17 protein-coding genes are annotated in these 25,529 nt (G+C 59.0%); 6 read left to right on the top strand and 11 right to left on the bottom strand.

Going from position 1 to position 25,529, the window contains the following annotated elements; all coding sequences use genetic code 11:
* From ACFQY0_RS04650 to ACFQY0_RS04660, 3 genes are all read right to left on the bottom strand, one after another.
* Entirely contained in the window at nt 1–1,482 is a 1,482-nt protein-coding gene (locus tag ACFQY0_RS04650) for an alpha/beta hydrolase (protein ID WP_379709680.1), read from the bottom strand.
* A 104-nt stretch (nt 1,483–1,586) separates the two neighbouring features.
* Nucleotides 1,587–2,867, bottom strand: a complete 1,281-nt coding sequence (locus tag ACFQY0_RS04655) for an NTP/NDP exchange transporter (protein WP_379709682.1) — start codon at nt 2,865–2,867, stop codon at nt 1,587–1,589.
* 51 nt (nt 2,868–2,918) lie between these two features.
* The gene (locus ACFQY0_RS04660; protein WP_379709684.1) at nt 2,919–3,692 is read right to left on the bottom strand and encodes an SDR family oxidoreductase; all 774 of its coding nucleotides are present in this window, start codon (nt 3,690–3,692) and stop codon (nt 2,919–2,921) included.
* A gap of 197 nt (nt 3,693–3,889) precedes the next feature.
* Here ACFQY0_RS04660 and ACFQY0_RS04665 point away from each other — a divergent pair, with 197 nt between their 5' ends.
* Nucleotides 3,890–4,093: a hypothetical protein gene (locus ACFQY0_RS04665; RefSeq protein ID WP_379709686.1), complete on the top strand. Its 204-nt coding sequence runs from the start codon at nt 3,890–3,892 to the stop codon at nt 4,091–4,093.
* A gap of 11 nt (nt 4,094–4,104) precedes the next feature.
* On the opposite strand, the gene ACFQY0_RS04670 is transcribed toward ACFQY0_RS04665, so the two are convergent.
* Both ACFQY0_RS04670 and ACFQY0_RS04675 read right to left on the bottom strand, forming a co-directional pair.
* Nucleotides 4,105–6,648: a fused MFS/spermidine synthase gene (locus ACFQY0_RS04670; RefSeq protein WP_379709688.1), complete on the bottom strand. Its 2,544-nt coding sequence runs from the start codon at nt 6,646–6,648 to the stop codon at nt 4,105–4,107.
* A gap of 188 nt (nt 6,649–6,836) precedes the next feature.
* Nucleotides 6,837–8,372: an arylsulfatase gene (locus ACFQY0_RS04675; RefSeq protein ID WP_379709690.1), complete on the bottom strand. Its 1,536-nt coding sequence runs from the start codon at nt 8,370–8,372 to the stop codon at nt 6,837–6,839.
* A gap of 92 nt (nt 8,373–8,464) precedes the next feature.
* Between ACFQY0_RS04675 and ACFQY0_RS04680 the strand changes: the two genes are divergently transcribed.
* On the top strand, nt 8,465–9,535 hold the full coding sequence (locus ACFQY0_RS04680; RefSeq protein WP_379709692.1) for a helix-turn-helix domain-containing protein: 1,071 nt from the start codon (nt 8,465–8,467) through the stop codon (nt 9,533–9,535).
* A gap of 23 nt (nt 9,536–9,558) precedes the next feature.
* Here the strand turns inward: ACFQY0_RS04680 and ACFQY0_RS04685 are convergent, their stop codons facing one another.
* Both ACFQY0_RS04685 and ACFQY0_RS04690 read right to left on the bottom strand, forming a co-directional pair.
* On the bottom strand, nt 9,559–10,362 hold the full coding sequence (locus tag ACFQY0_RS04685) for a transporter family protein (protein WP_379709694.1): 804 nt from the start codon (nt 10,360–10,362) through the stop codon (nt 9,559–9,561).
* Nucleotides 10,363–10,588: 226 nt separating this feature from the next.
* Nucleotides 10,589–12,136 carry a DUF1254 domain-containing protein gene (locus ACFQY0_RS04690; RefSeq protein ID WP_379709696.1) on the bottom strand — a complete coding sequence of 516 codons (1,548 nt, stop codon included), beginning with the start codon at nt 12,134–12,136 and terminating at the stop codon, nt 10,589–10,591.
* Nucleotides 12,137–12,271: 135 nt separating this feature from the next.
* On the opposite strand from ACFQY0_RS04690, the gene ACFQY0_RS04695 reads away from it, so the two are divergent.
* From ACFQY0_RS04695 to ACFQY0_RS04705, 3 genes are all read left to right on the top strand, one after another.
* On the top strand, nt 12,272–13,276 hold the full coding sequence (locus tag ACFQY0_RS04695) for an AraC family transcriptional regulator (protein WP_379709698.1): 1,005 nt from the start codon (nt 12,272–12,274) through the stop codon (nt 13,274–13,276).
* 287 nt (nt 13,277–13,563) lie between these two features.
* Nucleotides 13,564–14,877, top strand: a complete 1,314-nt coding sequence (locus ACFQY0_RS04700; RefSeq protein ID WP_379709700.1) for a hypothetical protein — start codon at nt 13,564–13,566, stop codon at nt 14,875–14,877.
* Between the two features lie 8 nt (nt 14,878–14,885).
* Nucleotides 14,886–16,181: a hypothetical protein gene (locus ACFQY0_RS04705; protein WP_379709702.1), complete on the top strand. Its 1,296-nt coding sequence runs from the start codon at nt 14,886–14,888 to the stop codon at nt 16,179–16,181.
* Between the two features lie 47 nt (nt 16,182–16,228).
* On the opposite strand, the gene ACFQY0_RS04710 is transcribed toward ACFQY0_RS04705, so the two are convergent.
* Complete coding sequence (locus ACFQY0_RS04710) at nt 16,229–17,209, bottom strand: HAD family hydrolase (protein WP_379709704.1); 981 nt, start codon at nt 17,207–17,209, stop codon at nt 16,229–16,231.
* Nucleotides 17,210–17,737: 528 nt separating this feature from the next.
* Between ACFQY0_RS04710 and ypfJ the strand changes: the two genes are divergently transcribed.
* A complete protein-coding gene (ypfJ, locus tag ACFQY0_RS04715) occupies nt 17,738–18,616 on the top strand; it encodes a KPN_02809 family neutral zinc metallopeptidase (RefSeq protein WP_379709706.1) in 879 nt (292 codons plus the stop codon).
* Nucleotides 18,617–18,786: 170 nt separating this feature from the next.
* On the opposite strand, the gene aqpZ is transcribed toward ypfJ, so the two are convergent.
* The 3 genes from aqpZ to ACFQY0_RS04730 form a co-directional block, all read right to left on the bottom strand.
* Nucleotides 18,787–19,506 carry an aquaporin Z gene (aqpZ, locus tag ACFQY0_RS04720; RefSeq protein WP_379709708.1) on the bottom strand — a complete coding sequence of 240 codons (720 nt, stop codon included), beginning with the start codon at nt 19,504–19,506 and terminating at the stop codon, nt 18,787–18,789.
* A 296-nt stretch (nt 19,507–19,802) separates the two neighbouring features.
* Entirely contained in the window at nt 19,803–23,006 is a 3,204-nt protein-coding gene (locus ACFQY0_RS04725; protein WP_379709710.1) for a putative Ig domain-containing protein, read from the bottom strand.
* Nucleotides 23,007–23,053: 47 nt separating this feature from the next.
* The gene (locus ACFQY0_RS04730; protein WP_379709712.1) at nt 23,054–24,844 is read right to left on the bottom strand and encodes an NHL repeat-containing protein; all 1,791 of its coding nucleotides are present in this window, start codon (nt 24,842–24,844) and stop codon (nt 23,054–23,056) included.
* Between the last annotated feature and the right edge of the window lie 685 nt (nt 24,845–25,529).

Genomic DNA, 25,529 nt, shown 5'->3' on the forward strand with positions numbered 1-25,529 from the left:
CTAGGGTGCGGGCCGAACTTTGGGAACCAGATTGATGAATTCAAGGCTGTGTTTTTCGAGCCAGGGGTAGAAGGGATTCCATTTCTGACGGAGCATGTCGTTGGGGGAAATGAGCAGGGTGCCGCGTTCTCCTCGCAAAGCCCGGTTGCCCAGCGTTGGAGTCTTTCCTCCATCCCCGGTGCCGTAGAGCGGGTCCGATTCGGGGAACGGAAGGGCGACGTGCGAAAGGGAAAAGACCTCGTCGGGCCAGCTCATGTCGGTGGATTCCGAGGTGATTTCCGACTGTCCTGCCGCGCGGTGTTTGATCTGCACGTCAAAGGTCGCGCTGCCGTTGTCGGGGGCGTTGGTGACGACGCTGAGGGCGAAGTTCCGCTGGGGACCGTTGAGGAGTTTGTCGAGGTCATCGGCCGGGTCCTTGCTGAGCAGGTGTTCGATGAGTTCGACGCGGTTGATGTCGAAGAGCACGAGCTCGTGACCGTTCTTGGGAAGGCGTTCAAAGACACGGGTGACCAGAGCGGGGGCGGAGACGGTGGCGTCGACCGCAGATTGGAAAGCCAGGGTTTTGGGGAAATTGGCGAGTGCTCCGGCTTTCGACATTTTATCGAGCTGCTTGTCGATCTCGGCGGTGATGCGATACGCCTGATCGCCGGCATTGACGGCGAAGGAGCCGTATTTGAAGGGATCGTATTCGACCGAGATGGAGTTCCAGGCGAGCTTCTCAAGTCCGAGCCAGTGACCGATGCGGCCTTGCCAGACGGCGAGCCCGGCGGCGCGCGAGATGCCGATTTCAGGGGAGAGCAGGACGAGGCCGTCGGGAATTGGGAGCGATTCGTCGTTGAGGCTTTGGAGGGCGTAGACGACGGACAAGGCTCCGCCGTTGGAGTAGCCGACGAGATAAAGCGGCTTGTCGCCGATGCTGCCTTTCAGATGTTTGGCAGCGATTTTTACGGCGGCTGCCCAGTCCTTCCAGGTGATCTCGACGAGGCCACTGGGGGCGGTGCCGTGGCCGGGAATCCTCAGGCCGATGACGCTGGCTCCGGAGGCATGCAGGGACTCGCCGAGGGTTTTCAGACTATAGGGAGAGTCCGACAGTCCGTGGAGAAGGAGGACGCCTGCGGTGGGCTCCGCCTGCTTGAGTTCGAAGCTGCGGTTCCAGTTGGTGGACATGCTGGTGGGATCCACCATGCTGCCCTTCTGGTAGCGGTTGATGGATCTGGCATTGCCGGGTGGCAATTGCTGATAGACCTCCTCCTCAAGCTGGGCGAAAAGGCGATCCTCAAGCTCGAGGTAGCCGGCGAAATCGGTGACGTCGGATTTAGCTTCAAATTCCTCATCAAGGTCGACTTCGTGCCAGATGCTGAGGTCGGAGCGCTGGTTGAGTACGTAGACGGCGATCGAGACCAGCGAGGCGATGGTGACGAGCAGTCCGTAGCCGAGGGTACGCCGAATGATGGTAACCGTCTCCTTCGCGAGCTTCTTCATGCAGGGGGGCGTAGCATGGCCGGAGCCGGACGGAAAGGCGAAGCTGAGAGGGTCGGTGCAATCGTCGATCGGCGAGAATTGAGAGGCGATGGGGAAACCTTTCCTCAGTGTGTTGGCGATGGCTCCTCGGTGGCTTCAGATCGCTCGTGTTGTCGGCCGATATAAACTCCCACGAATCCCCAAACGATGCACACGGCCGCTCCGATGCATAGGATCGCGGAGGTTCCCAAATTGAAGTAACCGTCCCCCAAGAGCGCCACGATCCAGATCCAGAAGACGTCGCCCCCGCGATAGACGGCCACATCAATGATTGGCTTGGTCTTGAAGCGAGCTTCACGATCGACGGCGGTGAAGAGGATTTCGCGAGCCGGCCGGGTAATCGCGTAGTTGCCGGATCTGCGAAGCACCTGAAGCAGCAGAACCAGCATGATTGCCGGATTCATGCTGAGCAGAAGAATCAGCAGTGCGACGATGAAGGGAATCATCGATAGAGCCGTCGGCATTCCAAACCTCTTGGCGATGCGGTTGGTGGCAAAAATGCCGATGATGATTGTCAGAGAGTTGGTGGCCAGTTCGACGTAACCGAGCATCTGCTTCCGCTTCTCTTCGTCAAATTCGGCAAGCAGGTTCTTCTGGGTGGAATAGAGGAATGCGCTGATTGCGGTGAAGAGAAAGAGGAAGGCGGCGATTCCCAGCAGGCGTTTGTGCGTGAGCAACTCCTGAAACCCGGAGAAGGGATTGGAGCTCAGGACCATCTTTTTTTGTCCGTCGCTCTCTTTATCCTGAAAGTAGTTGTTGAGGATCCTGATCAGCGGAAGTGTGAGAAGCAGCACGGCGCTGGTCATCACGAGGATGTTCTCAACGCTGAAACTGCTGGGTAGCCGGATGATGAGAAAGGGTCCGACGATGGCGCCCACGCTGGCACCCGTATTGATGAAGCCGAAGACCCTTTTGCTCTCGCTTTTCGTATAGTGCTGCGAAATGAAGCTCCAGAAGACCGAGACATGGAACAAGCTGAAGACGCTGCTCCAGACGTAGAAGACTTTACCTAACAGCGTTGGTCGAACACCGAATTGATAGGCCAGGTAGATGCCGAAAAAGGTCGCAGCGAAGAATATGAATACCCCGGGGACAAGGCGCATCAGGGAAATTTTCGATGCGATGACGTTGTAGAGCGAGACCGCAATGGTGGAGACGATGAAGGTGTAGGTCCATTGCCGCGCCAAACTTACATCTCCCCAGTCGCTGGGAAGAGCGTCCCTCACCGGCTTCATGATGGTGTATGAAGCCATCAGGAGGAAGATGAAGAGGAAGGAGGTCAGAGCCCCCTTGATTTCAGAAGGCTCAACCTGAGTAAGCTGGGTAAAGAGAGGCTTGTGGCTCATCTGAAGGCTTGGGGGAGCAGTTGATGGGTTTGTTAGATCAGGGCGCTCGGCCTACCAGGGAAGTTCCTTGCCATTGTAATACCAGAATCTCCCGGACTGGTCCGTGGTAAGGTTTTCAATGAGTGGGATCATCTTTCCAATGCTTTCCTCCGGCTTGAGTTGGCCGCGCTCGGTGCCCATGTCGGTTTGGTTGTGGCCGGGCGCGAGGGAGATGACGATGAAGCCATTTTTGCTGAGTTCGCCGTGAAGGTTCGAAGTGACCATGTTGACTCCGGCCTTGCTCACACTGTATCCCCAGGCCTTGCTTCTTGGTGTGCTGAGTTGGCCGGAGCGTGTGGAGATGTTGATGATCTTCGGGCTCTTGGATAGCTGAAGGCTGGGAAGCAACGCCTGGGTGAGGAAAATCGGCCCCATGGTGTTGACAGAAAAACAATCAAGCAGTTCCTGTCTCGTGATATTATTGATCTTGGCGTTTCCCTTTCCCACGGAAAGCGTCGGGCCGAAGTAGCCGGCGTTGTTCAGAAGAATGTCGAGCGGCTTGCCTTTCAGCGCTTCCGCAACGGCGGCGATGTCTTCTTCACTCGTGACATCGAGCTTGAGGACCTCGGCTCCGGTGGCTTTGAGCTCGGTTGCCTTTTCCGGTGAACGGGCGGTGCCGATCACCTTGTAGCCATTTTGCGAGAACTGCTTCGCAAATTCCAGGCCAAGACCGCGGTTGGCTCCGGTGATGAGCACTGTTTTGATATCCTCGGCGGCTCCTGCAGGGAGTGTGATCGAGAAAATCGTGAAAAGTAATGTTAGAGTCCAGGTCGATTTCAGGTTCATGGCAGAGTGTGCTTGGGGCGCAGCTTACGAAATGACTGAGGCATTTCTTACGAAGCCGATGCGCTATCCGCTTTGGAAAGGTCTGGAACCGGGGACAAGCGTGGACTGTGAGGGACGCGGAGTGATGCCATGGAGGCCTGAAGCCATGCTTTTCTCTACGCTTGAGTTCCGGGGAAGATCTCTATGCGATGGGGCTCATGAAAATGATCATCACCAAGGCGGCTGGCCTTTCAATCATACTTGTGAGCGGCCTGTCAGTCAGTGGCTGCCTGATGGAGCAGACGGTGACCGATAGCTCCGGTCAGGTGATCTATCAGAAGCCGGTCGTGGAGAATCCGTTCGAGAGCGAGCAGAAAAAGGAGCAGGAAGTCGAGGAGAGGGAACGCGAGCTCGGCTGGTGAGACCGCCGAGATCATTCGCCAGGCCCGGCTCCGGTGAACCAGCGGAAATACGGGTTATCCGGATCGCGGCGCATGACCCAGATCAGGGCCTTGCGGGCCTTTTCGGGATCCTGCTGGTAGCCGTAGATTCCGGCCTCGTAAAAACGCAGCAGGATTTCGCGGTCGCGCTCGATCTCGGCGAGTAGCGAGGCGTCGGCATGGATCAGAGGCGGCGGGACGTATTCGTCATTGAGGGCGATCAGTGAGTGGGTGAATTCGCCGGGCACGACCCAGGGACCGTACTCGATGCGCGGCTGGTCATCGGTCGTCGGCAGGATGTCGCCGGCGTAGCGTTCAAGGCCGGCACGATCGGTCACCCAGGTGGCGAGGAGTTGAGCGGGCGTGCGGATGCCGACTTCGCTGAGGGCGGTGGCGACTTCGGGCTGTTGGAAGCGCTCGCTGATGCGGGTGACGTCGAGTTCCATCGGCGTGAGCGAGCCGATCAGCAGCATTTCGTGCAGCTCGGTCGTCCAGACGGAGGCGTAGGGGAAGACGTCGAGGAAGCTGCGAACCAGCGAGCGGCTGTCGTCGTTGGTCTGGGTCGGCAGCGGCAGCCACTGGGCGACCAGGCCATCCGGGTTGAGGCGTTTGGCGGCGAGCTGATAGAAATCGCTCGAGTAAAGATTCACCACACCGGCGGCGGAAGGTGGTGGGGGTTCGAGGGTGATCAGGTCGTAGCTTTCCGGATTGCGCAGGAGCTCGCGTCGACCGTCGCGCACCCGCAGGTCGATGCGTGGGTCCTTGGCGACATCGGCATTTCCCGAAAACTCCTCGCTGGCGCGGACGACCGCCGGAAGCAGCTCGGCGCAGACGCGTTTTTCGAGGTCGGGGTAGTGCAGCAGGCTGCCCGCCGTGATGCCGGTGCCGAGACCGATGACCAGCGCGGACTTCGGTTCACCGCGGTGGATGATGAGCGGCAGCAGCGCTTGCAAGCGCATGTAGCGTTGAGAAGTCATCGAGTCGCCGGAGTTCGACACGCCCGAGATGTAGAGTCGCCGAAAGCGGTTGGTGCCCTTGGTTTGTTCGAGCACGGCGACCGTTCCGCCGCTGCTGGCCTCGTGAAAAACCACTTCGCCGCCGCGTGATTTGACGAGCAGTCGGGCAAGGTGGTCGCTGGGTAGCAGCAGGGCGGCGATCACGGCGACGGCCGCGCAGGCAAGGGTCGCGCGACGGCCGAAAGCCAGCACGCCATTGCCGCGGAGCACCGCGATGATGCCGACGGCGGCAGCGGCCACGGCCATCAGCGCGAGCGCGCGTTCGACGCCGAGCCAGGGCACGATCACGAAGCCGGTGATCAGGGTGCCGACGATGCCGCCGACGGTGTTGTAGGCGACGATCCGTCCGGTGTCTTTTCCCGGGCTGGCGGGATCAACGATCAAGCGCAGCGCGGCGGGGAAGGCGGCACCTAACAGGATGGTCGGAACCAGCACCAACCACCCTGCGGCGGCGACGAAGGCGGAGGCGCGGGCGAGACTTTCGACGGTGGTCATTTTGAAGACCCAGTCGCCGACGACGCCCTGGAAATCCCGCAGCCATTCGCCCGAAAGGACCAGCGCCAGCAAGGCGGTCACACCGGCGGCGGCGATCAGCAGGCCGAAGGTGCTCCACGGATCGCGGGATCGATCCGCGCGGCGGGCGAAGAACGCGCTGCCGAGGACGAGTCCGAGCAGGTAGGTGGCGAGCACCACCGCGAAGGCGAAAGTCCGGGTGCTGGTCCATTGGACGATGGCCTGTGACCAGATGACTTCGTAGCCGATGGCGATGCCGCCGGCGACGGCGTAGAGCCACAGCGCCAGGGTTTTCGATGAAGTCGGGGGCTGATCGCTTTCGACCGCCTGCGGCTGTGATTTCTGGACGAGAAGGAAAGCAGCGAGGCCCGCGAGCAGGTTGATGGCCCCGGCAAATAGCGACGAGCCGATGACCCCAAAGGCGGGAATCAGATAGAAGGACGTGAGCAAGGCTCCGGCAATCGCACCGGCGGTATTGGCGGCGTAGAGGCGTCCACCGGCGGTGCCGAGTTGGTCCTTTGTTGGAGCCAGGGAACGGACGAGCACCGGCAGTGTGCCGCCCATCAGAAAGGCGGGCGCCCCGACGAGTAGAAATGGCAGCAGCCAGGCAAGCGGGCCGGTGCGGAGTTCGAGTTGCGCGAAGAGCGAGGCGGAGTGGGCAAGTGCGAGGGTAGCTCCCACGCCGAGCAGGGCGACGCCGACTTCAAGCAAGGCGTAGAGTCGCAGCGGGCGGGCGATGCGGTCGGCGCGGCGGCCGAAGACATGGCTGCCGAGCGCGAGTCCGGCGAAGAACGCGCTGACCGCGGTGCTCACGGCATGGACGTCCACCCCGACCACGAGCGAAAGTTGTTTGATCCACAGGATCTGATAGACGAGCGCCGCCAATCCGGAGGCAAAGAGCAGCGCAGCCGGAGACAGCAGTCGCAGACGGCTAACAGGCGGGGCTGTTTCCACGGAGGTGGACTTCGGAGATGGGCGGGCCGCCCGTTTGGCGGTCTTCTTTTTCATGTGGGAAAATGGGCTGGCCGTGGCTGGCTGCGGCGAGAGTGGGAGTGGTCGAGCGGCGGGTAAAGTTGAGAGTGCCGCAATCGCGGGTCGATCGGCTTGGAGAACGATTCGATACCTCCGGAAAACAAAACCGGGTGGGCCCATTGCTGGACCCACCCGGAGGGAATTGCTTCAGTTGTAAGGCTGGCTTACTTCTTCGCTTCGTTCATCTCCCTCATGATGGAATCGAGGTTGAAGGAGGCGGGAGCTTGGCGCGGTGGGTATTCCTTGAAGGTGCTAAGGAATTTCGCGGCAATCTGCTGTGCAGGAACGATCATGTAAGTCCGGCGAAGGACCCAATCGTAGTAGCTGTTCGAGGTGATGTCGGCCTGTTCATAAGGATCGGCGCGAAGGTCGAAGAACTTCGGCATGCGCAGATCGGTGAACGGCTCAGCCCAGATCCGGAGTGTGCCGGGTGCGCGCTGTTCGTGGAAGACGAGCTTCCAGTTCTCGAAACGGATGGCCACCAGTTCGGTGTCATCGTTGAAGTAGATGAATTCACGACGCGGTGACTCCTTCTCCTTGCCGGTGAGGTAAGGAAGGATGTTGTAGCCGTCGAGGTGCACCTTGTAGTTCATGTCGCCGATCTTGTAGCCCTTGAGGAGCTGATCCTTGACATCGGGATTGCCGGCGGCGGCGAGCAGGGTCGGGCACCAGTCCAGACCGCTGACGATCTCATTGGAGATCTGACCTGGCTTGATTTTGCCGGGCCAGCGGATCATCGCAGGAGAGCGGAAGGCGCCTTCCCAGTTGGTTTCCTTCTCCGAGCGGAACGGGCTGAGACCCGCATCCGGCCAGGAGTTCTTGTGAGGGCCATTGTCCGAGGTGTAGATGACGATGGTGTTGTCGGCGATGCCGAGGTCGTCGAGCTTCTTGAGAAGCGTGCCCACATGGCCGTCGTGCTCGATCATGCCGTCGGCATACTCGGTGCGCGCGGTGAGACCCGGCTTGTCGCGGTATTCAGGACGAACGTGGGTGAACATGTGCATGCGGGTTGCGTTGAACCAGCAGAAGAACGGCTTTTTGGCCTTCACCTGACGTTCCATGAAATCCATGGCTGCGGCGGAGGTTTCGTCGTCAACCGTTTCCATCCGCTTCTTGGTGAGCGGGCCGGTGTCTTCGATCTTGCCGTCGGAAGACGATTTGATCACGCCGCGCGGTCCGTATTTCTTCCTGAATTCCGGATCCTGCGGGTAGTTGAACTGCTCGGGCTCCTCCTCGGCGTTGAGGTGATAGAGGTTGCCGAAGAACTCATCGAATCCGTGGGCGGTTGGCAGGAACTCATCGAGGTCACCGAGGTGGTTCTTACCGAACTGGCCAGTCGCGTAACCTTGTGGTTTGAGGAGTTCGGCGATGGTCGGGTCTTCCTTCTGGAGGCCGATCGGCGAACCGGGGAGGCCGACTTTCGACATGCCGGTGCGGTAGGTGCACTGACCGGTGATGAAGGTTGAACGACCGGCGGTGCAGCTCTGCTCGGAGTAGTAATCGGTAAAGATCACGCCTTCGCGGCCGATGCGGTCGATATTTGGCGTCTGGTAGCCGACGATCCCCAAGCCGTAGGCGGAGACGTTGGTGGTTCCAATGTCATCCCCGAAAATCACGAGGATGTTGGGTTTTTCGGCGTCTTGAGCAGCCGAAAGCCCGACGGTTGCGAAGAGCAGGAGCGCTCCGATGTTTGCTTTCATATGTTAATGGATGGATAAGTGGATCAGGGATGGATCATCCCTTCACCGTAGCCACCCTGAATTGACAGCGGGATATGACAAGGGTGCAGGGTATGCAAAATGCGCAGAGGGGTGTTGACGCGCAGGATATCGAACGGGATGATCCGCGGGTGGCAGCGGAGAGCGAGTCAAGCAAGTCAGCCGAAGAAGCGATCACCCCGGGAGTCCTGAGCGGGCGCCTGGAGGGAAATATTGAGTCTCACGGTCGCTCGCTCAGTGAGTTGTATGAATTGGAGTTCACCCAACTGGAGGCAGGCGAAACGCGGATGGAAGTGGATTTCGCGGCGACCCCATCGAGCATCGTTTACCGCGAATGCTACGACTCGGGGACCTTTGCGTTAGGCTCGCTCAAAGAGCAGAAATTTGCCCTGGCGATTCCGGTGATGGAACGCGGAACGCGCTGGTGGGGCCAGGAAAGGGAAGGCTCGCTGGTTCCGAGCAGCGTGAGTGGCGAGCTCATCGACGTGCGCTTTGCCCCCGGCCACCGGCATATGGTGATGGTGCTCGAGCATGCAAAGTTGCAGCAGGCGCTGGTGAAAGCAGACTTCTCCGATGAAGCCATCCGGTCGATCGAGTTCGGTCGGGAGCATCGAATGATGAAATTTCACGATGACTCCCTGCGCCATCTGTCGGGGAAACTGGCGGAGACAATTGATGCCGCGGTGCGTGGGAGACACATGGTCAGTGGAGAGGAGCTTGATCGCCTGCTTCTCGGTGCCGCTCTGGCGATCCTGGATCATGGGCCGGCCGAGGGCATGACGCCCGGCGGGAAGCGCCAGCTGGTGCAGCGGGCGATCGAGGTGCACGACCGGATGAAAATCTTTCCGAACGTGATGACGCTATGCACGGAGCTCCATGTCCGTCCCCGCACCCTGCAGGCGGCATTTCAAAAAAGCATCGGCATCGGGCCGCACCGCTTCTTTCAGCTGCGCCGACTTAACGAGGCGAAGCGCCGATTGGAAATCGGCCAAGTGGGAGAATCGAGCGTGAAGGAAATCGCGCTCGGTCTGGGATTCCGTGAGCTCGGGCGATTTGCGGTGCGCTACCGCGAGCTTTTCGGGGAGTTGCCCTCCGAGACGCTGCGCAAGCGAGGCGCCGTGACGATCGTCGGCATCGCTCGCTAAGCGCAACGGATCTCGTCGCAATCCTATCCCTTCGGGAAAAGGAAGGTGAAGCCGAGACGCAGACCCCACTCCGGGCCGTTCGCGGGCTTGTCGAGATAGTAGCGGGCACCGCCGAAGAACTGAACCGGCTGGTCGCCGAATTTCACCATCTGGGCGACCATGAAATTGACCGGCACGGTCCACTCGCTGGTCTGCCAGTCGTAGGTGCTTTCGGAGTTGAGGATGAAGCTGGTGGCGCTCTTGGTGGTGTAGTTGAGGAATGGCTGAATGAAGGTCGAGTTCAGGCTCTGGCTCCCATTTCCGGCGAAGTCCCAGAGGTGGTTGGCAAGCACGCCGTAGGTCCAGCCGTCACATTGCTTGAGGGCGACAAGAGAGGGACCGGCACCCCATTTGTCGAGTCCGAGGCGGGAGTCGGTGGCGGTGGGCAGATAGATCGCCGGGCCAATACCCCAGATGAAAGGATTCGGGTCCTTGGGCGAGAAGAAAAAGGTCTGCAAGGTATCACCCAGGCCAAAGGCGTCGGTCGAGTCAAGTAGGTCGATGCCATCCTGATCAATGACCGGAAGGACGGTGCGCGAGATCAGGTTCCAGTGCTCGCTGAGTTCGAAAGGAACGACCGGTTGGATGTTGGTGACGGATCGCGTGCCGTCGCCAGGGCCGACACCGAAGTCAACGTTGCCCTGGACCGGAGCACTGATCATGGCGGCGACCGGGTTGGCGAGTTTTTTGGCCAGCTCGGCATCCTCGGCGTGGAGCGATGTGGTGGAGACGAGGGGGATGGTGAGCAGGGCGAGGGCCTGCAGGTGTTTGGTGGAACGGGTGATCATGGTGGTATTCGTTGTGAGTAGTTGAGAGAGGGCATCGAGTCGAGATCAGATCAACACTAGGCATCGCGATTGTTCTCGAATCTCCTGCGGTGGAGCGGTGGGGACGAGTGCCTGGCGTGAATCGGATTCATGTCGGAGAAGATTTGAGTGAGAGTTCGGAAGCGAAAGCGGGCTCCCTTCATGTGAAAGCAGCCCGTGGAGTTTTTCAGCTGAATTAGGCGGGCAACTACTTGACGAGTTCGACCTCACCGGGACGCCAGGTCTTGTCGAACCACGGCTCCAGCGGGCCGTAGAGGCGGAGGACGGTGAACCAACCTTTGCTGGGCTCGGTGGCGATCCAGTTGGCTTCCTTGCCCTCGGGGGCCTTGGGACCAAAGTAGAGATCGACCGAGCCATCGGCGTTTTCGACGAGGTGATCGCGCTTGTTGTTCTTGCTGGGGAAAGGCTGACTGGTTTGGAGCTCGGAGCGGGTTTGCGGATCGTAAACGACGACCGACCAGAAATTCTTGGCCGGAGCGTTCGCCGGAATGTGGAGCTTGTAGTTCTTCGATCCATCAAATGGCTCGCCTTCCTTGTCGACGAACGCGAGCGCGTATTGTGAGCCCTTGCCGACCATCTTCATGGCCATCGCCGGCGTATTCACCGTGGCGAGGTAGAAGAAGTAGGTGCGGGCATCAAGATCGCGGCCTGATAGACCGTTACCATCGAGCCAGCGATAGTCGTCGCCGATGAAGCCGGTCGTCCATTGGCTGTCTTCGTAGATTTTTGCGCGTGGATCGCGGTTGCGGAAGGCGATCGCGCGGGCGGTGCCGTTGCCAAGGGCCACCGCGTCGGTGAGAATCTTCTTCATCCGCGCGTCGGGGGCAAATGCCTCGCCTTTGACGATGCCGATGGAGGCGGCGATGCCGCGGAGCTCCGGGTCGATGAATCCGATGGGTTCCCGCTGGATGACGGTGTTGAGTTCCTCATAGAACTCGTAGCTGTTGGCGTGGACCGTGTTGAAATCCGCTCTCGAGCTGTCGATGAACTCCATGGCCGGAAGATTGTCGGCCTTGCTCAGCGGGTAAATTTTGACTCCATCCTTGAACATCTTCACGGCGGCGTCGGGCTTGCCGTCGACGAGGAATCCGCGAAGCGGCACCCAGTTCACATAACTCCGTGAGTGCGCGACGTAGTAATCGCCTCCGTCCTTTTTATCCTTGGGCACCTCGCCCTGATAGCCGGGAGGCACGATGAGATACTTGCCTCCCTGCCCGCGATCGGGACCGGGAATCCCCATGTCGATGACGAAGCGGAAGAAGGCATCATCACAGGTGCCAGGTCCGCAACCCGGAGGGACTTCGACGACGGTCGGTCCGTCCTTTTTGAGATCAAGGAATCCGAGGCAATAGACGGTATCGGTGTTGCCGGTGAGGAACAGCGGATTGGAATCCAACAAGTCCTGGAAAATCAGCACCTGGTGGCACTCGGTGGCGCCTCGCGCGATCTGGCCCAGACGTAGCCCTTCGATGGAAGTGGCGGGAATGAAGTTGAGGAAGGTCTCGACCGCGCGGAGCGTGTCGAGGTTGTCGTAGAGCTTCTGCGTGGTTTCGGCATCGGGAATGCCATCGGCAAATCTGAGCGTTCCGATGCTGGTCTCGACCTTGTCGGGTGTCATGATCTTGGCCGGGATCTTTTCGTTGTAGCCCGGCGTGTCCTGCCCCAAGGCAGAACCGCATGTTAGGCTGAAAGCAACGGCAGCGAAAGCCGTCGGGGCGATGGTGTTTGGTTTCATGGCGTTTGTTTTCTTTGGTATGGGGATCTCTAATTGATGGCCTTCTCGACCGCTTAATCAGGAGCTTGGCCATCCACCCGAGGTCGGACTTTCGGCTTGCAGGGGGGAGTATGACAGGTGATGGCTCTTTGCTGTATGCAGTCTGCGCAAAATCACGTGGCGATTCAGCGCGGCGCGCAGCGCTGTCTGCGTGGGTCGATCCGAGGTGCCGGGCTTGGCGAATACTCGGAAGCGTTAGGCAGCTCGTGGGATGCCTCATTTGTGCAACTCAGCGCTGGGCCTCTGGGGGCGGCAATTGACTACCTGGCGGGAGATCGGTTTGTTCTTTACCGGGAATCCTGGGCGCAGCGGCTCCAGGCGGTCGGTTCACTGCTGCCGGGCATGATCGTTTTTGGAATCCCGGAGAGACCGGAGATCGGTGGTCGCTGGTGGGGCGGGCCCTTGCTCAGCGGTCGGCTTCCTTACGCGCGTTCGGGCGATGAACTCGACCTGCTCACCGAACCTGGGGAGGTGGTCACGACACTGGCGATGATCGAGGACGATTTCCGCGAAATCTTCCTCAACCTCACGGGACTTGTCTCAGACGAGGTCTTGAAGGGCGGCCGGTTCATTGTCGTCAGGCCAGATGGCATCCCTCATCTGCTGACTCGATGGAGGTCGTATCTCGCGGCTTCGAAGCAATCGAGGATCTGTGAGTTCGGGATTGCGGACATCGTCTCGCCCTTGGTTGATGCGATCGTTCTGCCTGTCGAGAACCTCCGGCCGTCGGTACGGGGTGGCGGTGTGATCGAAAGGGTTCTGCTCATGGCAGAGCAGTCCGCCTTCTCGGCAAGCGTGGCTGAGATCAGTCATTCGCTCAAAATCAGCAGGCGGACCATTGAATACACCTTCAAGCAGTGCCTCGGCACGCCGCCCAATACCTACTTCAAACTGCGCAGGCTGGAACAGTGCCGTCTGGAATTGATCGAGGCGGATGGCTCAAGCCGGACCGTCGCGTCGATCGCGACGCACTATGGATTTCACGAACTGGGGAGATTTTCCGCACTGTATCGGCATTACTTCGGGATATTGCCGTCCGCCACGTTGCGCCAGCCTCCCCAAAGAGCAAAGGCGCAGGTCGCTCCACTGATCCGCCACTGACATCCGCGCCCGCTGCGACCCGCTTCCGGGGTTGAATTGATTCCTCTACGCGGGTCCCCGGGTGGTCGTCGCCAAGGCTCCTCGACCCGGGGCTACAAGCGATGATCCCTGCCGGGATCGAGATGCACGATCCGAACATCGAATCCTCAAAGGCATTGGGCTGAAGCCGGAGTTCCCATGAGGATTTGCGGTCTTCCAAGCCGCTTCAAAGCGAGGTCGCCCTGCTTTCACAGGGAATGGATTGGACGCGAGATATCGTAATGGTTAAGTTGGAGCGCTTTTGACCCATGAATGTCCGGTTCCTCATTCCTCCTTTGACCGCGATGGCGGTTGCCGGTGTTTTACTGGGCAGGCAACGTTCGTCGATCGGCGAACTCAAGTCCGAGATGCAGGTCTTGCAGGAGAGGATCGAGATGACGAGGCTAAGCATGAGGGGCGGTGCGGATCAATCCCTGGTGGGTCGACTGAAAGACAAAAAGGAGGCAAACGGGAGCGAGTTTGATTGGAAGGAGCTCGGCAGCAAGATCGCACAAAGCGAACGCGGCAATGCGGCGGAGATGCGGACGATGTTGGAACTTAAGACCACATTGATGAGCCTGAGTGGCGATGAGCTCCTTGCTGAACTTGCGAAAATCGATGCGCTTGATCTCTCAAAGGACGTGCGGAACATTCTCAATCGTGTGTTCGTCGAGATGCTGGTGAAGAAGGATCCCAAGGCCGCGCTCGACCGCTTTCTTGTCGAAGCAAGTGAGCAGGGGAACCGCATGTCATGGGAGCTTTCGAATGCCTACAAGGAGTGGCAGAAGCAGGACCCTGCGGCAGCGTTGGCATGGTTCGACTCCGAAATCTCCAAGGGGAGTTTCGACAGCAGGAAATTGGATGGGAAAAGTGATTCTCGACTCCGCTTTGAGGCGGTGGCGCTTCGTCATCTGCTTGGCAGTGATCCTGATGATGCGAGACGACGGATCGAGGCCTTGCCGGAGGACCAGCGCAAGCAGGTCTTCAATTTGGGGATGCTGTCGGGATTGAAGGAGGACTCTTATCGAAGCTTTGCCGACCTGGTGAGAGCGGTGGTGCCTGAGGGCGATCAGGGCGAGGCCTACCATTCCACGGTTTCCCATTTGGCGGGAAAGGGATTCGACAAGGTGGATGGCTTTATTTTGAAAATCGATGCTAGCGAAGGAGAAAAGGCAGCCATCGTGACCCGGGCAGCGGAGAGCGGTATCCAGAAACTTTCGCGGGAGGGCAGGATCAATCGGACGGCGGTGGATGATATCCGTTCCTGGGCGGCAACTCAATCACCCGAGAATGCCGATGCGATCACCGGGAAGTCGCTGGCCAATGTCTGGGGTGAGACGTCGAGCTTCGATGACCGGGCGAGAATTGTTGAAGAATTGCATTCAGAAGGCGCCAGCGATGACCTGCTTGTCTCATTTGTTAGGGAAAGCCAGAAAAGACAACAGCCCCGTGAACTGGTGAGATCCCTGGCAGCTCAGGTTCGTGATCAGGCCGAACGGGAGAAGCTGTTAGGCACCCTCAGGGGCGGCTCGGATCCTTCGCCGCCTTCGGATGGGCGGGGTGAATCGATCAACCAGAAATAGCCTCCGTCATGAAGTATTCCATCATTGTGTCGCTTCTGATCATCGCGGTGGCTGCCTTGTTCGGCTGGCGAAATCACGAGGAGCTGAAGAGGGTCACCATCGAACATCGCCTGCTCGTCGATGAAGCGATCGAGCTGGGACTTTCCACTGAAGGGCCTGGGCAAGGACTTGCTCTGAGGAGGCCGCTGGATCGTGAGAAAAAGGATCGCGAGGCTGAGATGAGGTTGTTTGCGACGGAGCTCATTGCCTTTCTCAAAAAGCTGGAGGATCGGCAGCAAGACGGAGGTGGGGATGGTGAGGATATGCAAAGGGAAACGATGGAGATGATCAGCCGTTTCCTCGATCTAGATGAAGGGCAGTTGCAGGGGGTAATTGCGGCGCTCGAAAAAAGCACCGAGATCGGCGATGACATGCGGAAGGGAATCATCGGCTTCTCCATCATGATGCTTGCCGATCAAAGCCCCGAAGTGGTGCTGGCGCTTTACGCCGGCGCGTCGGGCGGGCAGGGAGTTGAAGGGATGGACGAGAAGGTGATCGAGGCTTCGCTCAGCCGTCTGGCAGAACGGGATCCTTTTGCGGCAATCGATTGGCTTCGTGAGCATGGAAAGAGTAAGCCTGATCTCATCTCGGATGATATCAAGTCAGCGCTCATCGCAGGAACGGCCCGCCAGGATCCTGCCATGGCGATCACGCTGATGAAGGAACTTGAGATTAAGGATAAGTCACAAGCTGCCGACGGGATTGCAATCGCAGCGGACACCTCGGAGAAGCGTCTCCAATTGTTGGAAAGCCTGCGGGCTCTCGACGGGGAATCGCGCGGATTGCAGGAGAGCGTGCTGGAATCGCTGGGCGAGCAGCTTCAGAAAAGCGGCTTTGATACTTCTCAGGAATGGCTGGAGAAGGCAGAGCTGAATGAGGAGGAACTTGAGTCGTTCAGCGCGGAGCTATCCTATCAACATACCCTTGAAGATACCGGGAATTGGCTCGGCTGGGTGGACGAAAACCTTTCCGAAAAAGAAGCCTCAAGCAAGGCGGCGGAGATGATGGTTCAGTGGACCCACAACGATTTTCAAGCCGCAGGCAACTGGCTCAATGATGCGCAGGAAGGGGCGGTTAAAACGGCCGCCATTGAGTCCTATGCAAAGACGGTGGCACCCTATGAACCTCAGGCGGCAGCGCAGTGGGCCTTGACCTTGCCTGAGGGACGTCCGCGGGATCGCCTGATCAAGCAAGTCTACAATGAGTGGAAAAAGAAGGACGAAGGTGCCGCCGCGAACTTCGCGGCGACGCAGGGGATCGACTGAGCTGGTTCGAAGTTGGAGCCTGGGTGTCGAACAAGCTGAAGGATGGCCTATTCCGGATGAACGATTTTCCAGTCGTCCTTCATGCTGACGACGGTCCACATGCTCTTCTTGGCTTCGGCGGCGAGGTCGTCGCTGAAGGTGCCGATCTTGGAGTCCGCTCCGTAGGAATACTCACGCTCGGCGTCGTCGTGATGGACGAGCAGCATGAAGCGCGCGCCGTCGCCACCTTGGGTGTACTCGAGCATCTGGCGGTCGCCGTCGGAGTTGCCGGCAGCAAAGATCGGGCGGCGGCCGATGTGGCTGTTGATACCCACGGGCTTGCCGACCTTGTCGTCGATGAAGTCGACCTCCGGCAGGCGCATGAGAAGGGGTTTGCCGTCCTTCATCTCGAACTTGGTCTTGATGCTGGAGCCGACGACTTGTTCAGGCGGGATGCCGTAGACCTTCTCCGTCCAGGGGCGCATGAATTCGATGCCGCCGCCGGAAACGATGAAGGTCTTGAAGTCGTTCTCGCGAAGATACTCGAGCAATTCGAGCATCGGTTGGAAGATCATCTCGGTGAAGGGCTTTCCGGTCTTCGGGTGCTTGGCGGTGGCCAGCCAGGCGGTGACGAGTTTCTCGAACTCATCGGTGCTCATACCGGCATGGGAGGCGGCGACGATCTCGAGAATGCCTTTTTCGCCGGAGGCAGCGACGCCTTTCATGTCGCCCTTGAGAAGGGAGGCGAAGGGTTCCTTGGTCTTCCACTCCGGATGATCTGGAGCCATCTCCTTGACGCGGTCGATGGCAAAAAAGAGTTGGAAATACATCGGCTGCTCAGTCCAGAGAGTGCCATCGTTGTCGAAGGTGGCGATGCGCTCGGGAACGGGGACGAAATCGGAAGATCCTTCCTTGGTGACCTTTTCAACGAAGTCGGTGATGGCCTTCTTGCTGTCAGTCTCGTTCCACGAAGGTAGCGGATCGGCGGCGAATGCCGTGAGGACAAGGGCGCTCGAAATGGCAATGTTTCGAAGTGTGCTTGGAATCATGGTAATGGTTGGTTTGTGGTGGACGGGTGAAACCGGTGATTCGGTTCTGATTTCGCAGCTCGTCCGGCATGGACAAGCTGCGTGGTTCAGTATCGGATCACAAGATCAGTTTCCGGTCGGGACCGGGATGCTGACAGCGTCCTTGTGAACTCGCTCACGAACCCCCTTGAAGCGCTGGTACTTCGAGATGGTGGTCGGACCCGTTTAGGTCTCGCTCTGCAGCTTGCGCGGCACGTATTTGATGGGGGTCTTCATGAAGTTTCTGGTTTGACTCACGGATCGTCACCAGTGTCCAGGTGCCAGACGATTGAGCTCTTGCCCCCGGCTTTGTTGGCGAAGAGGCTGATAATCAAAAGAATGTGGGTGGGTCGGTCCGCATCGTGACCTAACAGAAGGAAGGGAGTTGGAACGAACCGAAAAGTCACCCGGAGATGAGGATTGGAGATTGTTGAGGCAGGGGGAATTCGCTTAGGGTCAGGCTCCCGCGATGAGAATCCGAGGGGTATTTCAATTCACTATACACAGCTTATGAAGTGGAAAGGACGGAGCCAGAGTAGCAATGTGGAGGATGTCAGGGGTCAGAGGAGCTCCGGAGGCGGAGGCGGAGGGCTTGGTTTGTTGACGATGATCCTCAGGGTCTTTGGCTTCAAGGGTGTCATCGTTGCGGTCGTGATCGGAGTCATCGCCTGGAAAATGGGGATCGTGGATCCGAGCATGCTGTTAGGTGGCGGATCGACGACGACATCAGGTCCGGTGCAGCAGAGTCCCGAAGAGCAGGAGCGCTTCGAATTCGTGAAGGTGGTCCTGAAAGATACCGAGAATGTGTGGACGGAGGAGTTTGACCGAATTGGAAGAAACTATGTCTTGCCATCGATGGCCGTTTACCGTGACCGGGTGAATACGGGGGGATGCGGTGTGGGAAGCGCGGCGATGGGACCGTTCTACTGCCCGGCGGATCAGAAGATCTATATCGATCTGAGTTTCTATGATGAGTTGGCGCGGACCTTCAATGCGCCCGGAGATTTCGCGCAGGCCTATGTGATCGCGCACGAAGTCGGACATCATGTGCAGAAGCTGTTGGGGATCTCCGAAAAGGTGGCGGCAAAGCGTGGGCAGCCCGACTACAATGAATACTCGGTGCGACTTGAGCTTCAGGCGGACTACCTCGCCGGCGTGTGGGCGAATCATTCGAGGGAATACCTCGAGGAGGGAGACATCGAGGAGGCGATGCGCGCGGCAAATGCCATCGGTGACGATGCGATCCAGCAAAAGCAGCAGGGTCACGTGGTCCCACACTCCTTTACCCATGGAACCTCCGAGCAGCGGATGCGCTGGTTCATGAAGGGCTTGAAGAGCGGAAAGATCGAGGATGGTGATACCTTCTCAATGCCTTACCGGGATCTCTGATCGGAAGTAGGGCGACGGGCTTCCTGTCCACCTTAGCCTCGGCGAAGGAGGATGTAAGTCCGTTTGCCGGAGGGAGTTGTAGGCTCCTTCTCCCAGCCAGGAAGAAGGGAGGCGAGAGCCACGATTCGTGGCCCTGCCTCCCTTGGTAAACTCAAGAAATTGGGATGTGATTACTTGGCCTCTTTTCCAGCGAAGAGGGGATACACGACACCTGCAAGAGCCGCGCCAACGATCGGTGCCACCCAGAAGAGCCAGAGCTGCTGAAGGGCCCAGCCGCCGACGAAGAGAGCGGGTCCGGTGCTGCGGGCAGGGTTGACCGAGAGGTTGGTGACCGGGATGCCGATCAGGTGGATCAGGGTGAGACCGAGGCCGATGGCGATCGGCGCAAAGCCTGCGGGGGCGCGTTTGTCGGTTGCTCCGAGGATGATGAGGAGGAAGAAGAAGGTAAGCACGACTTCGGCAACCAAACAGGCGAGCAGGGTGTAGCCGCCTGGCGAGTGGTCGGCATATCCGTTGGCGGCAAATCCGTCTGAGAAGGCGAAGCCTTCCTGGCCACTGGCGATGATTCCCAGCACGCCGGCACCGGCTGCACCACCGAGAACCTGCGCGACGATGTAGGGGCCGACTTCGCCCCACGGGTGCCTGCCGCCCACTGCGAGGCCGATGGAGACGGCCGGGTTCAGGTGACACCCTGAGATATGTCCGATGGCATAGGCCATGGTCAAGACGGTGAGACCGAAAGCGAAAGCGACACCGACCAAGCCAATTCCGAGGTTGATGGGTGTCTGCGATTCGATCGAGAAAAAGGCTGAGGCGAGCACGGCACTGCCGCAACCACCGAAAACGAGCCAGAAGGTGCCGAAGAATTCGGCGATTAGTTTGTTTCTCATGATATTGTTCTAATAGTGAGCTAACGGCTCGAAAGAGCACTCCCTCCGAACCGTTGCCTCAATAGTTCATGTTTCATGGTGCTTTGGGAGGTCTTTCTGTGGCGTCGCCACCAAATATTTGCCGAACTGTGGCTGAGATTTGGTAGTGATGACGAAAATTATAGCCCGATGAGCAAAGACCTCGGCTGGTGAAGGGTTTAAGAACGCAGGGGTTCATCGATGGGAAAGGAAAACACCGGCTGGAACTCGAAGACGCCGCTTTCGATGCGGGGTAATTTAGCAGGCTTTGCCGATGATCACGGAGTTTCGACACGCAGTCGGCTGAAGAAGCGACCATTCGAAGCGTGCTTGGCGGTTGGGACAAAGACATCCACTCGATCCGCCAACTTGGGGCTTGAGAAGAAATTGGGAGTGACAACTTCGACCACACCTGGAGTGTCAGCTGCCTGAGTCCATGTCCCGCCAATGTCGGAGTTGAATTCCATTCCCGTATCCAGCGAGGCGGCGGCAGGGACCCGGCGATAGCTGAAGCACAAGTATTCACCGGCCGGCATTGAACCTCCGGGATCATTGATCAGCTCAATGGTCGGCAAGAGATTCTGGTTCTCCACGCTCAAGGGATCTCCGCCGACGACGAACTCAATGATGTTGGGGATGCCGTTGTTGTTAGGATCGGCCTCGGGTCCGCTGATCGATGGATCCGAAGCCTGAGCCGCGTTGAACGCGCTTTGCACCCATCCCTGGTAATGGGCAACCGCAGACTCGGGCACCTCGATCTCCAGGGGAATCGTCGCACTCGCGAAACCATCCTGAACACTTGCCTGAAACTGCACCGTGGTCCCGGCGTGCTCGACCCCCGGCGTCCAGCTCACCCGACCGGTGGCCGGATCGATCGTCGCTCCTGCCGGGGGATTGACCAGGGAGAAGGAGAGCGTGTTGGCGGGGAGATCCGGATCGGAGGCTACCAGTTGCAGTGACCACGGCTCGCCCACCGCCGCCTTTTGCGATGCTACGGGCTCGACCGTTGGGGGCAGGTTCGTCTCGGTCACGGTGACATGGAAGCTCCGCTCGCTCGTCATCAAGCCGTTGTTGGCTCGAAGCGTCACCGCAAACACACCCGGGCCGTCGGCCTCAGTGGGTGTCCAACTCCAGATACCTGTCGCCGCGTTGAACTGAGATCCCTTAGGGGCGGAGACGAGCGTGATCACCATCGCATTGTTAGCCATTCCCGGGACGGCGATTTGCGGTCGCACTTCCACGCGTGACCCTTCCGCCACCGTGAGAAACTCGATGGGTGCGATCAATGAATCAAGCACCGCCACGGTGGTAGCCCAAGAACGGGAAACGCCCTGATCGTCGGTGGCCCGGATCCGGATTCGCAGAACCGCTGCACTCACCTGCAGTATGGCAGCCAACCGCAACTCGTTTCCTACGATGACGAAACGGTTGTTGTCGTCGCCACCATGCCCTAACTCGAGTTCGAACTGATAGCTCCGCCCGGGCATGGCAGGTGATAGCGATAGCACGCCCACTCTCGCACCCGCCGGCGCACCGTTCACCGTTTGCAACCACTCCGGAACCAGCGTCAGGGGCGGCATGCTGAATTGCATCGCCACCGGAGCGGATAGGCGCGACGAGACTCCGCCGTCGTGGATCGAGTCGAGCAAGAGCGGTGAGAGTCCCAGTCGCCGTTCGGCTGCGTAGGTCAAGCTGTCCCCGTCGAGATCCGATTTGGGGCCCAGGTCTTCGAGATCATTGACCAAGCGGTATTCCAGATAGTCCGCAATTCCGTCGTCATCAGCATCGTCGTCCGGCATGACGAAGTGAGCGACCAATTCGGTGTCTTCCTCGAGGGAGAATACCGTGCGGTTGCGGCTTGAGCCTGCCTCATCCCTCACGCGCTCGCCATTCCGCGTCCAGTGGGTGAAATAGTATCCGCTATAGAGTTGGGTGAAGTAGAAATGTTCGGAGATCACCTCCGACTGCGGCGCGAGATATTGCTGCCGCGCGGCCAGGATGCCATAGGGCGAGCTGCGTACCGCAAGGCGCTTGCGGCTCCCGGTTTCATAGTTGAGCGGCGCCGAAAGCCGGGCAGAGATGCCGCCGTCGGATACCAGGTCCCAGTTCGCCACCGCGAGTCCGAGTCTTCGCTCTACTGCAATCGTCCAGCCGTCGCCGTCCGGGTCTCCGTCTTCGTCGTGATCCAGGGACCCGAAGAAATTCCACTCCCACCAGTCCGGAAGGCTGTCGCCGTCGACGTCCTGATCTGGCAGGAAGAAGTGCGCGACCAGGTCTGTGGGGCCGTTCACCGTCATTTTCACCTGCCGTTTCGCGATGCCCTCCGGACCCGCCACCCGCAGACCATTGACGCTCCAATAGCCGAAGGCATATCCCGAAACCAAGCCTGTGCTCAGATGGGGTGATGTCCGCTCGCTCCCGCTTACAACCTTTTCCGTCGTTGTCGGAACCAATCCGAGCGGAAGGCTGCTCACCGCATAGCGCGATCGCACGCGGTCATATTCCAATGGACCCGAAAGCCGCGCGGAAATCCCACCACTGATCACGCGGTCGACGGCAATCAGGCTCAATCCCTGCTTCAGTTCCGCGGCGAGCGAGTAGCCATCACCATCCGGATCCGAGCTCTGGTCGTACGTTAGATTCCCAAAGTTCTGGTATTCCACCGCATCCTGGATTCCATCACCATCGCTGTCAGAACCCGCCGGGACATAACGTGCCACGATCGTGGTATCCGCCGTAGGAGTGACCGTGATGCGATTGAGATAATAGCCGGACGGACTCCGCACCGGCTGGCCGTCGACCTCGAATCCCACAAAGGTGTAACCGTTTTGGTCACCTAACAAATGGGGCGTGGTATAGCTTCCGCCGGGAGTCAGCTCTCCCTCTGCTGAGGTCAACCCACGCGGTTCGGATCGCAGGGTGTAGCGCAAGCGATTGCGCACGATCAACCTCAAGGGTGCCGACAAACGCGAGGACAATCCACCAGCCCTCACATCATCGCGAAAGCGAGCGCTGAAGCCATTGCGGAACTCTTCCTCGTGGCTGCGTCCGTCCCCATCCTCGTCATCCTGTGGACCGCGACTGCGGTCGCCAAACATCCAGAACTCCCACCAGTCGGCAAGACGGTCGCCGTCGCCGTCCTCGCTCACCGGGAAGAAATGGGCGACGGCATCGACCGCACCATTCACCGTGACCTCCGGATAGAGATAGGCTTGGCCGCTTGGAAAGGCCTGGCGCGAGCCATTGATCGTCCAGAAACCAAATCGGTAATTACCCGAGACCGGGGAAAAACTCCGCACCCGCTGGCTTGACCCGCCCTCCACCTTACTTGTCCACGACGGGATCAAGCCGGCGGGATTCGAGCTCTCTCGGAACTCGAACTCCTCTGCGGACATAGGGCTGGCCATGCACGCCAGCAGCAAGAGCGAACGGGCCTGTAGCCACAGGGAAACACCGCCCCCATGGGTTCGTGGATTCTTCATGTTGAGACGCAAGTTGGGCTTTTGCCGTTAATTGAGATCAGCGGCGCTCAGTTGGCGCTCTCCCTAACGACATACCATGCCGTCCCAATACTGCCGGACTCCACGCCGAACTCATTGATCTTATCAGGAAACGAGCCTTCTGGATGGGTGCGCTGCATCTGCACCGGCGGAGTCAACTTCACCTCGAAGCCCGGCGTCGCGCCCTCCCGGGCACGCGTGATCTCCGCGGCAGTCGCGACCCGCAAGCCATCCCGCTTCAGCAGAAACTCCCGGCCAACCGCAGTTGCGGTGCTACCATTCGCCAGGATAACCCCGTCATACGCACCGCTCGTGCCGAAGAGCACTCCATCGATTAGTTCCACCGAGGCATCCTTCGTCGCGACAAGCCACAAGAACTGGGCGAGGAAATCGGATTCGCGTAACGGATTGCGGCTGATGGTTACCGCAGGCCGCTGTCCGTCCGCAGGGATCTCGACCAGATGGACATCGAACCAGTGGCTGCGGCTGTCGCGCGCCAAGGCCATCACCCGCAGCGTGCCGAAGTCGACATTCCAGTCCGCACCCGCGTTCCACGTCACCCGTTGGACCACACCGCTTGGCTGGTTCGCCCCGATGCGTCCGGCAGTCCCCTCGATGACGGTTTTGAGGGGGAGCACGTTGTTCAGGCTCGCCACGCCATCCGCAAAGCCGATCAGCGCCGTAGTCACCTTCGAGTCATTCAGATCGTCTACCTGATAGTCGAGGTCGACGATCCCGCTGCCGGGCCGTTGAGTCACCCTGAGCACCCAGGGATTGGGAACTGCATTCCGCGTGACGGCGTCGAAGTTCGAGAAGTTTGGATAGGAATATACTCTGACATAGTCGTTCCCGTTTCCGCTTGCGCCGGCTCCTCCAACCCCAATCCACCCTCCCGAGTCGTGCATTCCCACCACATATACCGAGGTTGAGATCGAAATCGACGTCAAGACCTCGCTGCCGTCGGTGACCGTCGCCGGAGCGATGTGTATCTTGTTATTATTATACCCGGCATTCACAGGTATCACCAATCGATCGCCCCAAAGGAACGCCTTATTCAAGGGACCCGAACCGCCAGCGGGTCCAAAAATGCCCCCGGTCACCAGCCTGCGGAACTGCCCGTCTCCGCCAAACACCTTGAAGTTGGCATTACCGCCACTGTAGGTGTCGACGACGAAGAGTTCGTCCTTACCCTGCGCGTCACCGCGTACCAAGAGATGTGAAATGGAACCCTCCAAAGTGGATGCAAGAATTCCGGTGGTTTGGAATTCATGGAGGAAATTTCCGTCCCTGTCGAACACCCGGATTGAGCCCTTTTTCGCGGGATCGAATCCTGATCCTGCATTCTCGTCGCTAACATAGATCCTCCCCGTGGCTGGTGACACGGTGATCTCAGGCGGAGTGCCATTGCCGGTATCGAAGGTGCCCGCCGTTTGGCCAGTGGGGCCGAAATCTCCCAAGCGGGTTCCGTCCGGAGCGACAATCGCGACCCGAAGTGTATATTGCTGGGGTGTACTAATGAAGTGATACAACCGTCCGTCTGAGGACACACCATAACCCATGTCTGGCCGAGCCTTCGGGTCCGCTAGGTCAAAGACCAGATCGCCAACGAAGTTGCGCGCTCGAATCTTCCCCGTGCCATCCGCTCCTCCATAGTAAGTGGTTGTGTAGTATACCCGCTGATTCGCGACTTTGACGTTATGCCACGCTATTTCGTCCGGCAATTTCTCGATAGTTGATGCGAGGTGGGTGGAGTCCTGCGGCGCGAGTGCGGCGGCCTCCTGAAGTGGGACAAGCTGCGTGAACGTCAGCAGTGTGGCCAATTGGAAAAATTTACCTGGCCGGGTGAAAAAAGGGAACGTTTGGGCATTCATAGTTGGTGGAAGATGAGTTTTTGGTTGATGGAGGCTGATTCAAGAATGGCGTGATTCGGTTTTAATCAGGGAGCGGATTTTCTTGGGCAGGTGCCAAACAGCATGATGGCCTACGCCGCGCACCGTCTGAAGTCTGTGAGGCATCTTTTATCGAGAATGCTAGATGCTCAAAATCCGGTAGGACTACCCCCGAAACTACGTAATCTCGGCAGCTGGAAGACGGGTCAACAAACGGATCTTCTCGGTCCTGAAAATGCGCGCCGAACCGAAGCACAAGCCCTTCGTTGAGGTCTCCCTCTACGGGAGTAGGCTCATGCGGAGCGATCGTGATTGAAGGGGCACGCCCATCTTGCCGATCTCCATCCCGAAGATCTCTGCCGGCTCCTGAAACCATGCCAGCGTGACAAGAGTGAAGTCCGAAACCGAGCAAGCTCGGTTGCTATGAAATCCGGCATAACGACCGTGCCTCCCCGATCTCATCTTTCATGAAAAATGCAAGGGGGTCACCGTGACTCCGCTGGCACGAAAACTCTCCGCCACGCCGGTATAGCTGACCTCCCAGCGATCCTTTCTTCAAGCAATCGAAGACGAGAACTTGGAACACCCGCAACCTCGAGTCCAGGGATCCGAGAAA

The organism is Haloferula chungangensis (genome assembly GCF_042664875.1).
GTDB classification, from domain to species: Bacteria; Verrucomicrobiota; Verrucomicrobiia; order Verrucomicrobiales; family Akkermansiaceae; genus Haloferula; species Haloferula chungangensis.

What these genes read in the sequence shown, in the direction of transcription:
- ACFQY0_RS04685 (WP_379709694.1), bottom strand. Translation starts at nt 10,362, where the DNA reads ATGATCACCCGTTCCACCAAACACCTGCAGGCCCTCGCCCTGCTCACC.
- ACFQY0_RS04680 (WP_379709692.1), top strand. Translation starts at nt 8,465, where the DNA reads ATGCAAAATGCGCAGAGGGGTGTTGACGCGCAGGATATCGAACGGGAT.
- ACFQY0_RS04655 (WP_379709682.1), bottom strand. Translation starts at nt 2,867, where the DNA reads ATGAGCCACAAGCCTCTCTTTACCCAGCTTACTCAGGTTGAGCCTTCT.
- ACFQY0_RS04705 (WP_379709702.1), top strand. Translation starts at nt 14,886, where the DNA reads ATGAAGTATTCCATCATTGTGTCGCTTCTGATCATCGCGGTGGCTGCC.
- ypfJ (WP_379709706.1), top strand. Translation starts at nt 17,738, where the DNA reads ATGAAGTGGAAAGGACGGAGCCAGAGTAGCAATGTGGAGGATGTCAGG.
- ACFQY0_RS04700 (WP_379709700.1), top strand. Translation starts at nt 13,564, where the DNA reads ATGAATGTCCGGTTCCTCATTCCTCCTTTGACCGCGATGGCGGTTGCC.
- ACFQY0_RS04690 (WP_379709696.1), bottom strand. Translation starts at nt 12,136, where the DNA reads ATGAAACCAAACACCATCGCCCCGACGGCTTTCGCTGCCGTTGCTTTC.
- ACFQY0_RS04660 (WP_379709684.1), bottom strand. Translation starts at nt 3,692, where the DNA reads ATGAACCTGAAATCGACCTGGACTCTAACATTACTTTTCACGATTTTC.
- ACFQY0_RS04695 (WP_379709698.1), top strand. Translation starts at nt 12,272, where the DNA reads ATGCAGTCTGCGCAAAATCACGTGGCGATTCAGCGCGGCGCGCAGCGC.
- aqpZ (WP_379709708.1), bottom strand. Translation starts at nt 19,506, where the DNA reads ATGAGAAACAAACTAATCGCCGAATTCTTCGGCACCTTCTGGCTCGTT.
- ACFQY0_RS04665 (WP_379709686.1), top strand. Translation starts at nt 3,890, where the DNA reads ATGAAAATGATCATCACCAAGGCGGCTGGCCTTTCAATCATACTTGTG.
- ACFQY0_RS04650 (WP_379709680.1), bottom strand. Translation starts at nt 1,482, where the DNA reads ATGAAGAAGCTCGCGAAGGAGACGGTTACCATCATTCGGCGTACCCTC.
- ACFQY0_RS04675 (WP_379709690.1), bottom strand. Translation starts at nt 8,372, where the DNA reads ATGAAAGCAAACATCGGAGCGCTCCTGCTCTTCGCAACCGTCGGGCTT.
- ACFQY0_RS04670 (WP_379709688.1), bottom strand. Translation starts at nt 6,648, where the DNA reads ATGAAAAAGAAGACCGCCAAACGGGCGGCCCGCCCATCTCCGAAGTCC.
- ACFQY0_RS04725 (WP_379709710.1), bottom strand. Translation starts at nt 23,006, where the DNA reads ATGAAGAATCCACGAACCCATGGGGGCGGTGTTTCCCTGTGGCTACAG.
- ACFQY0_RS04710 (WP_379709704.1), bottom strand. Translation starts at nt 17,209, where the DNA reads ATGATTCCAAGCACACTTCGAAACATTGCCATTTCGAGCGCCCTTGTC.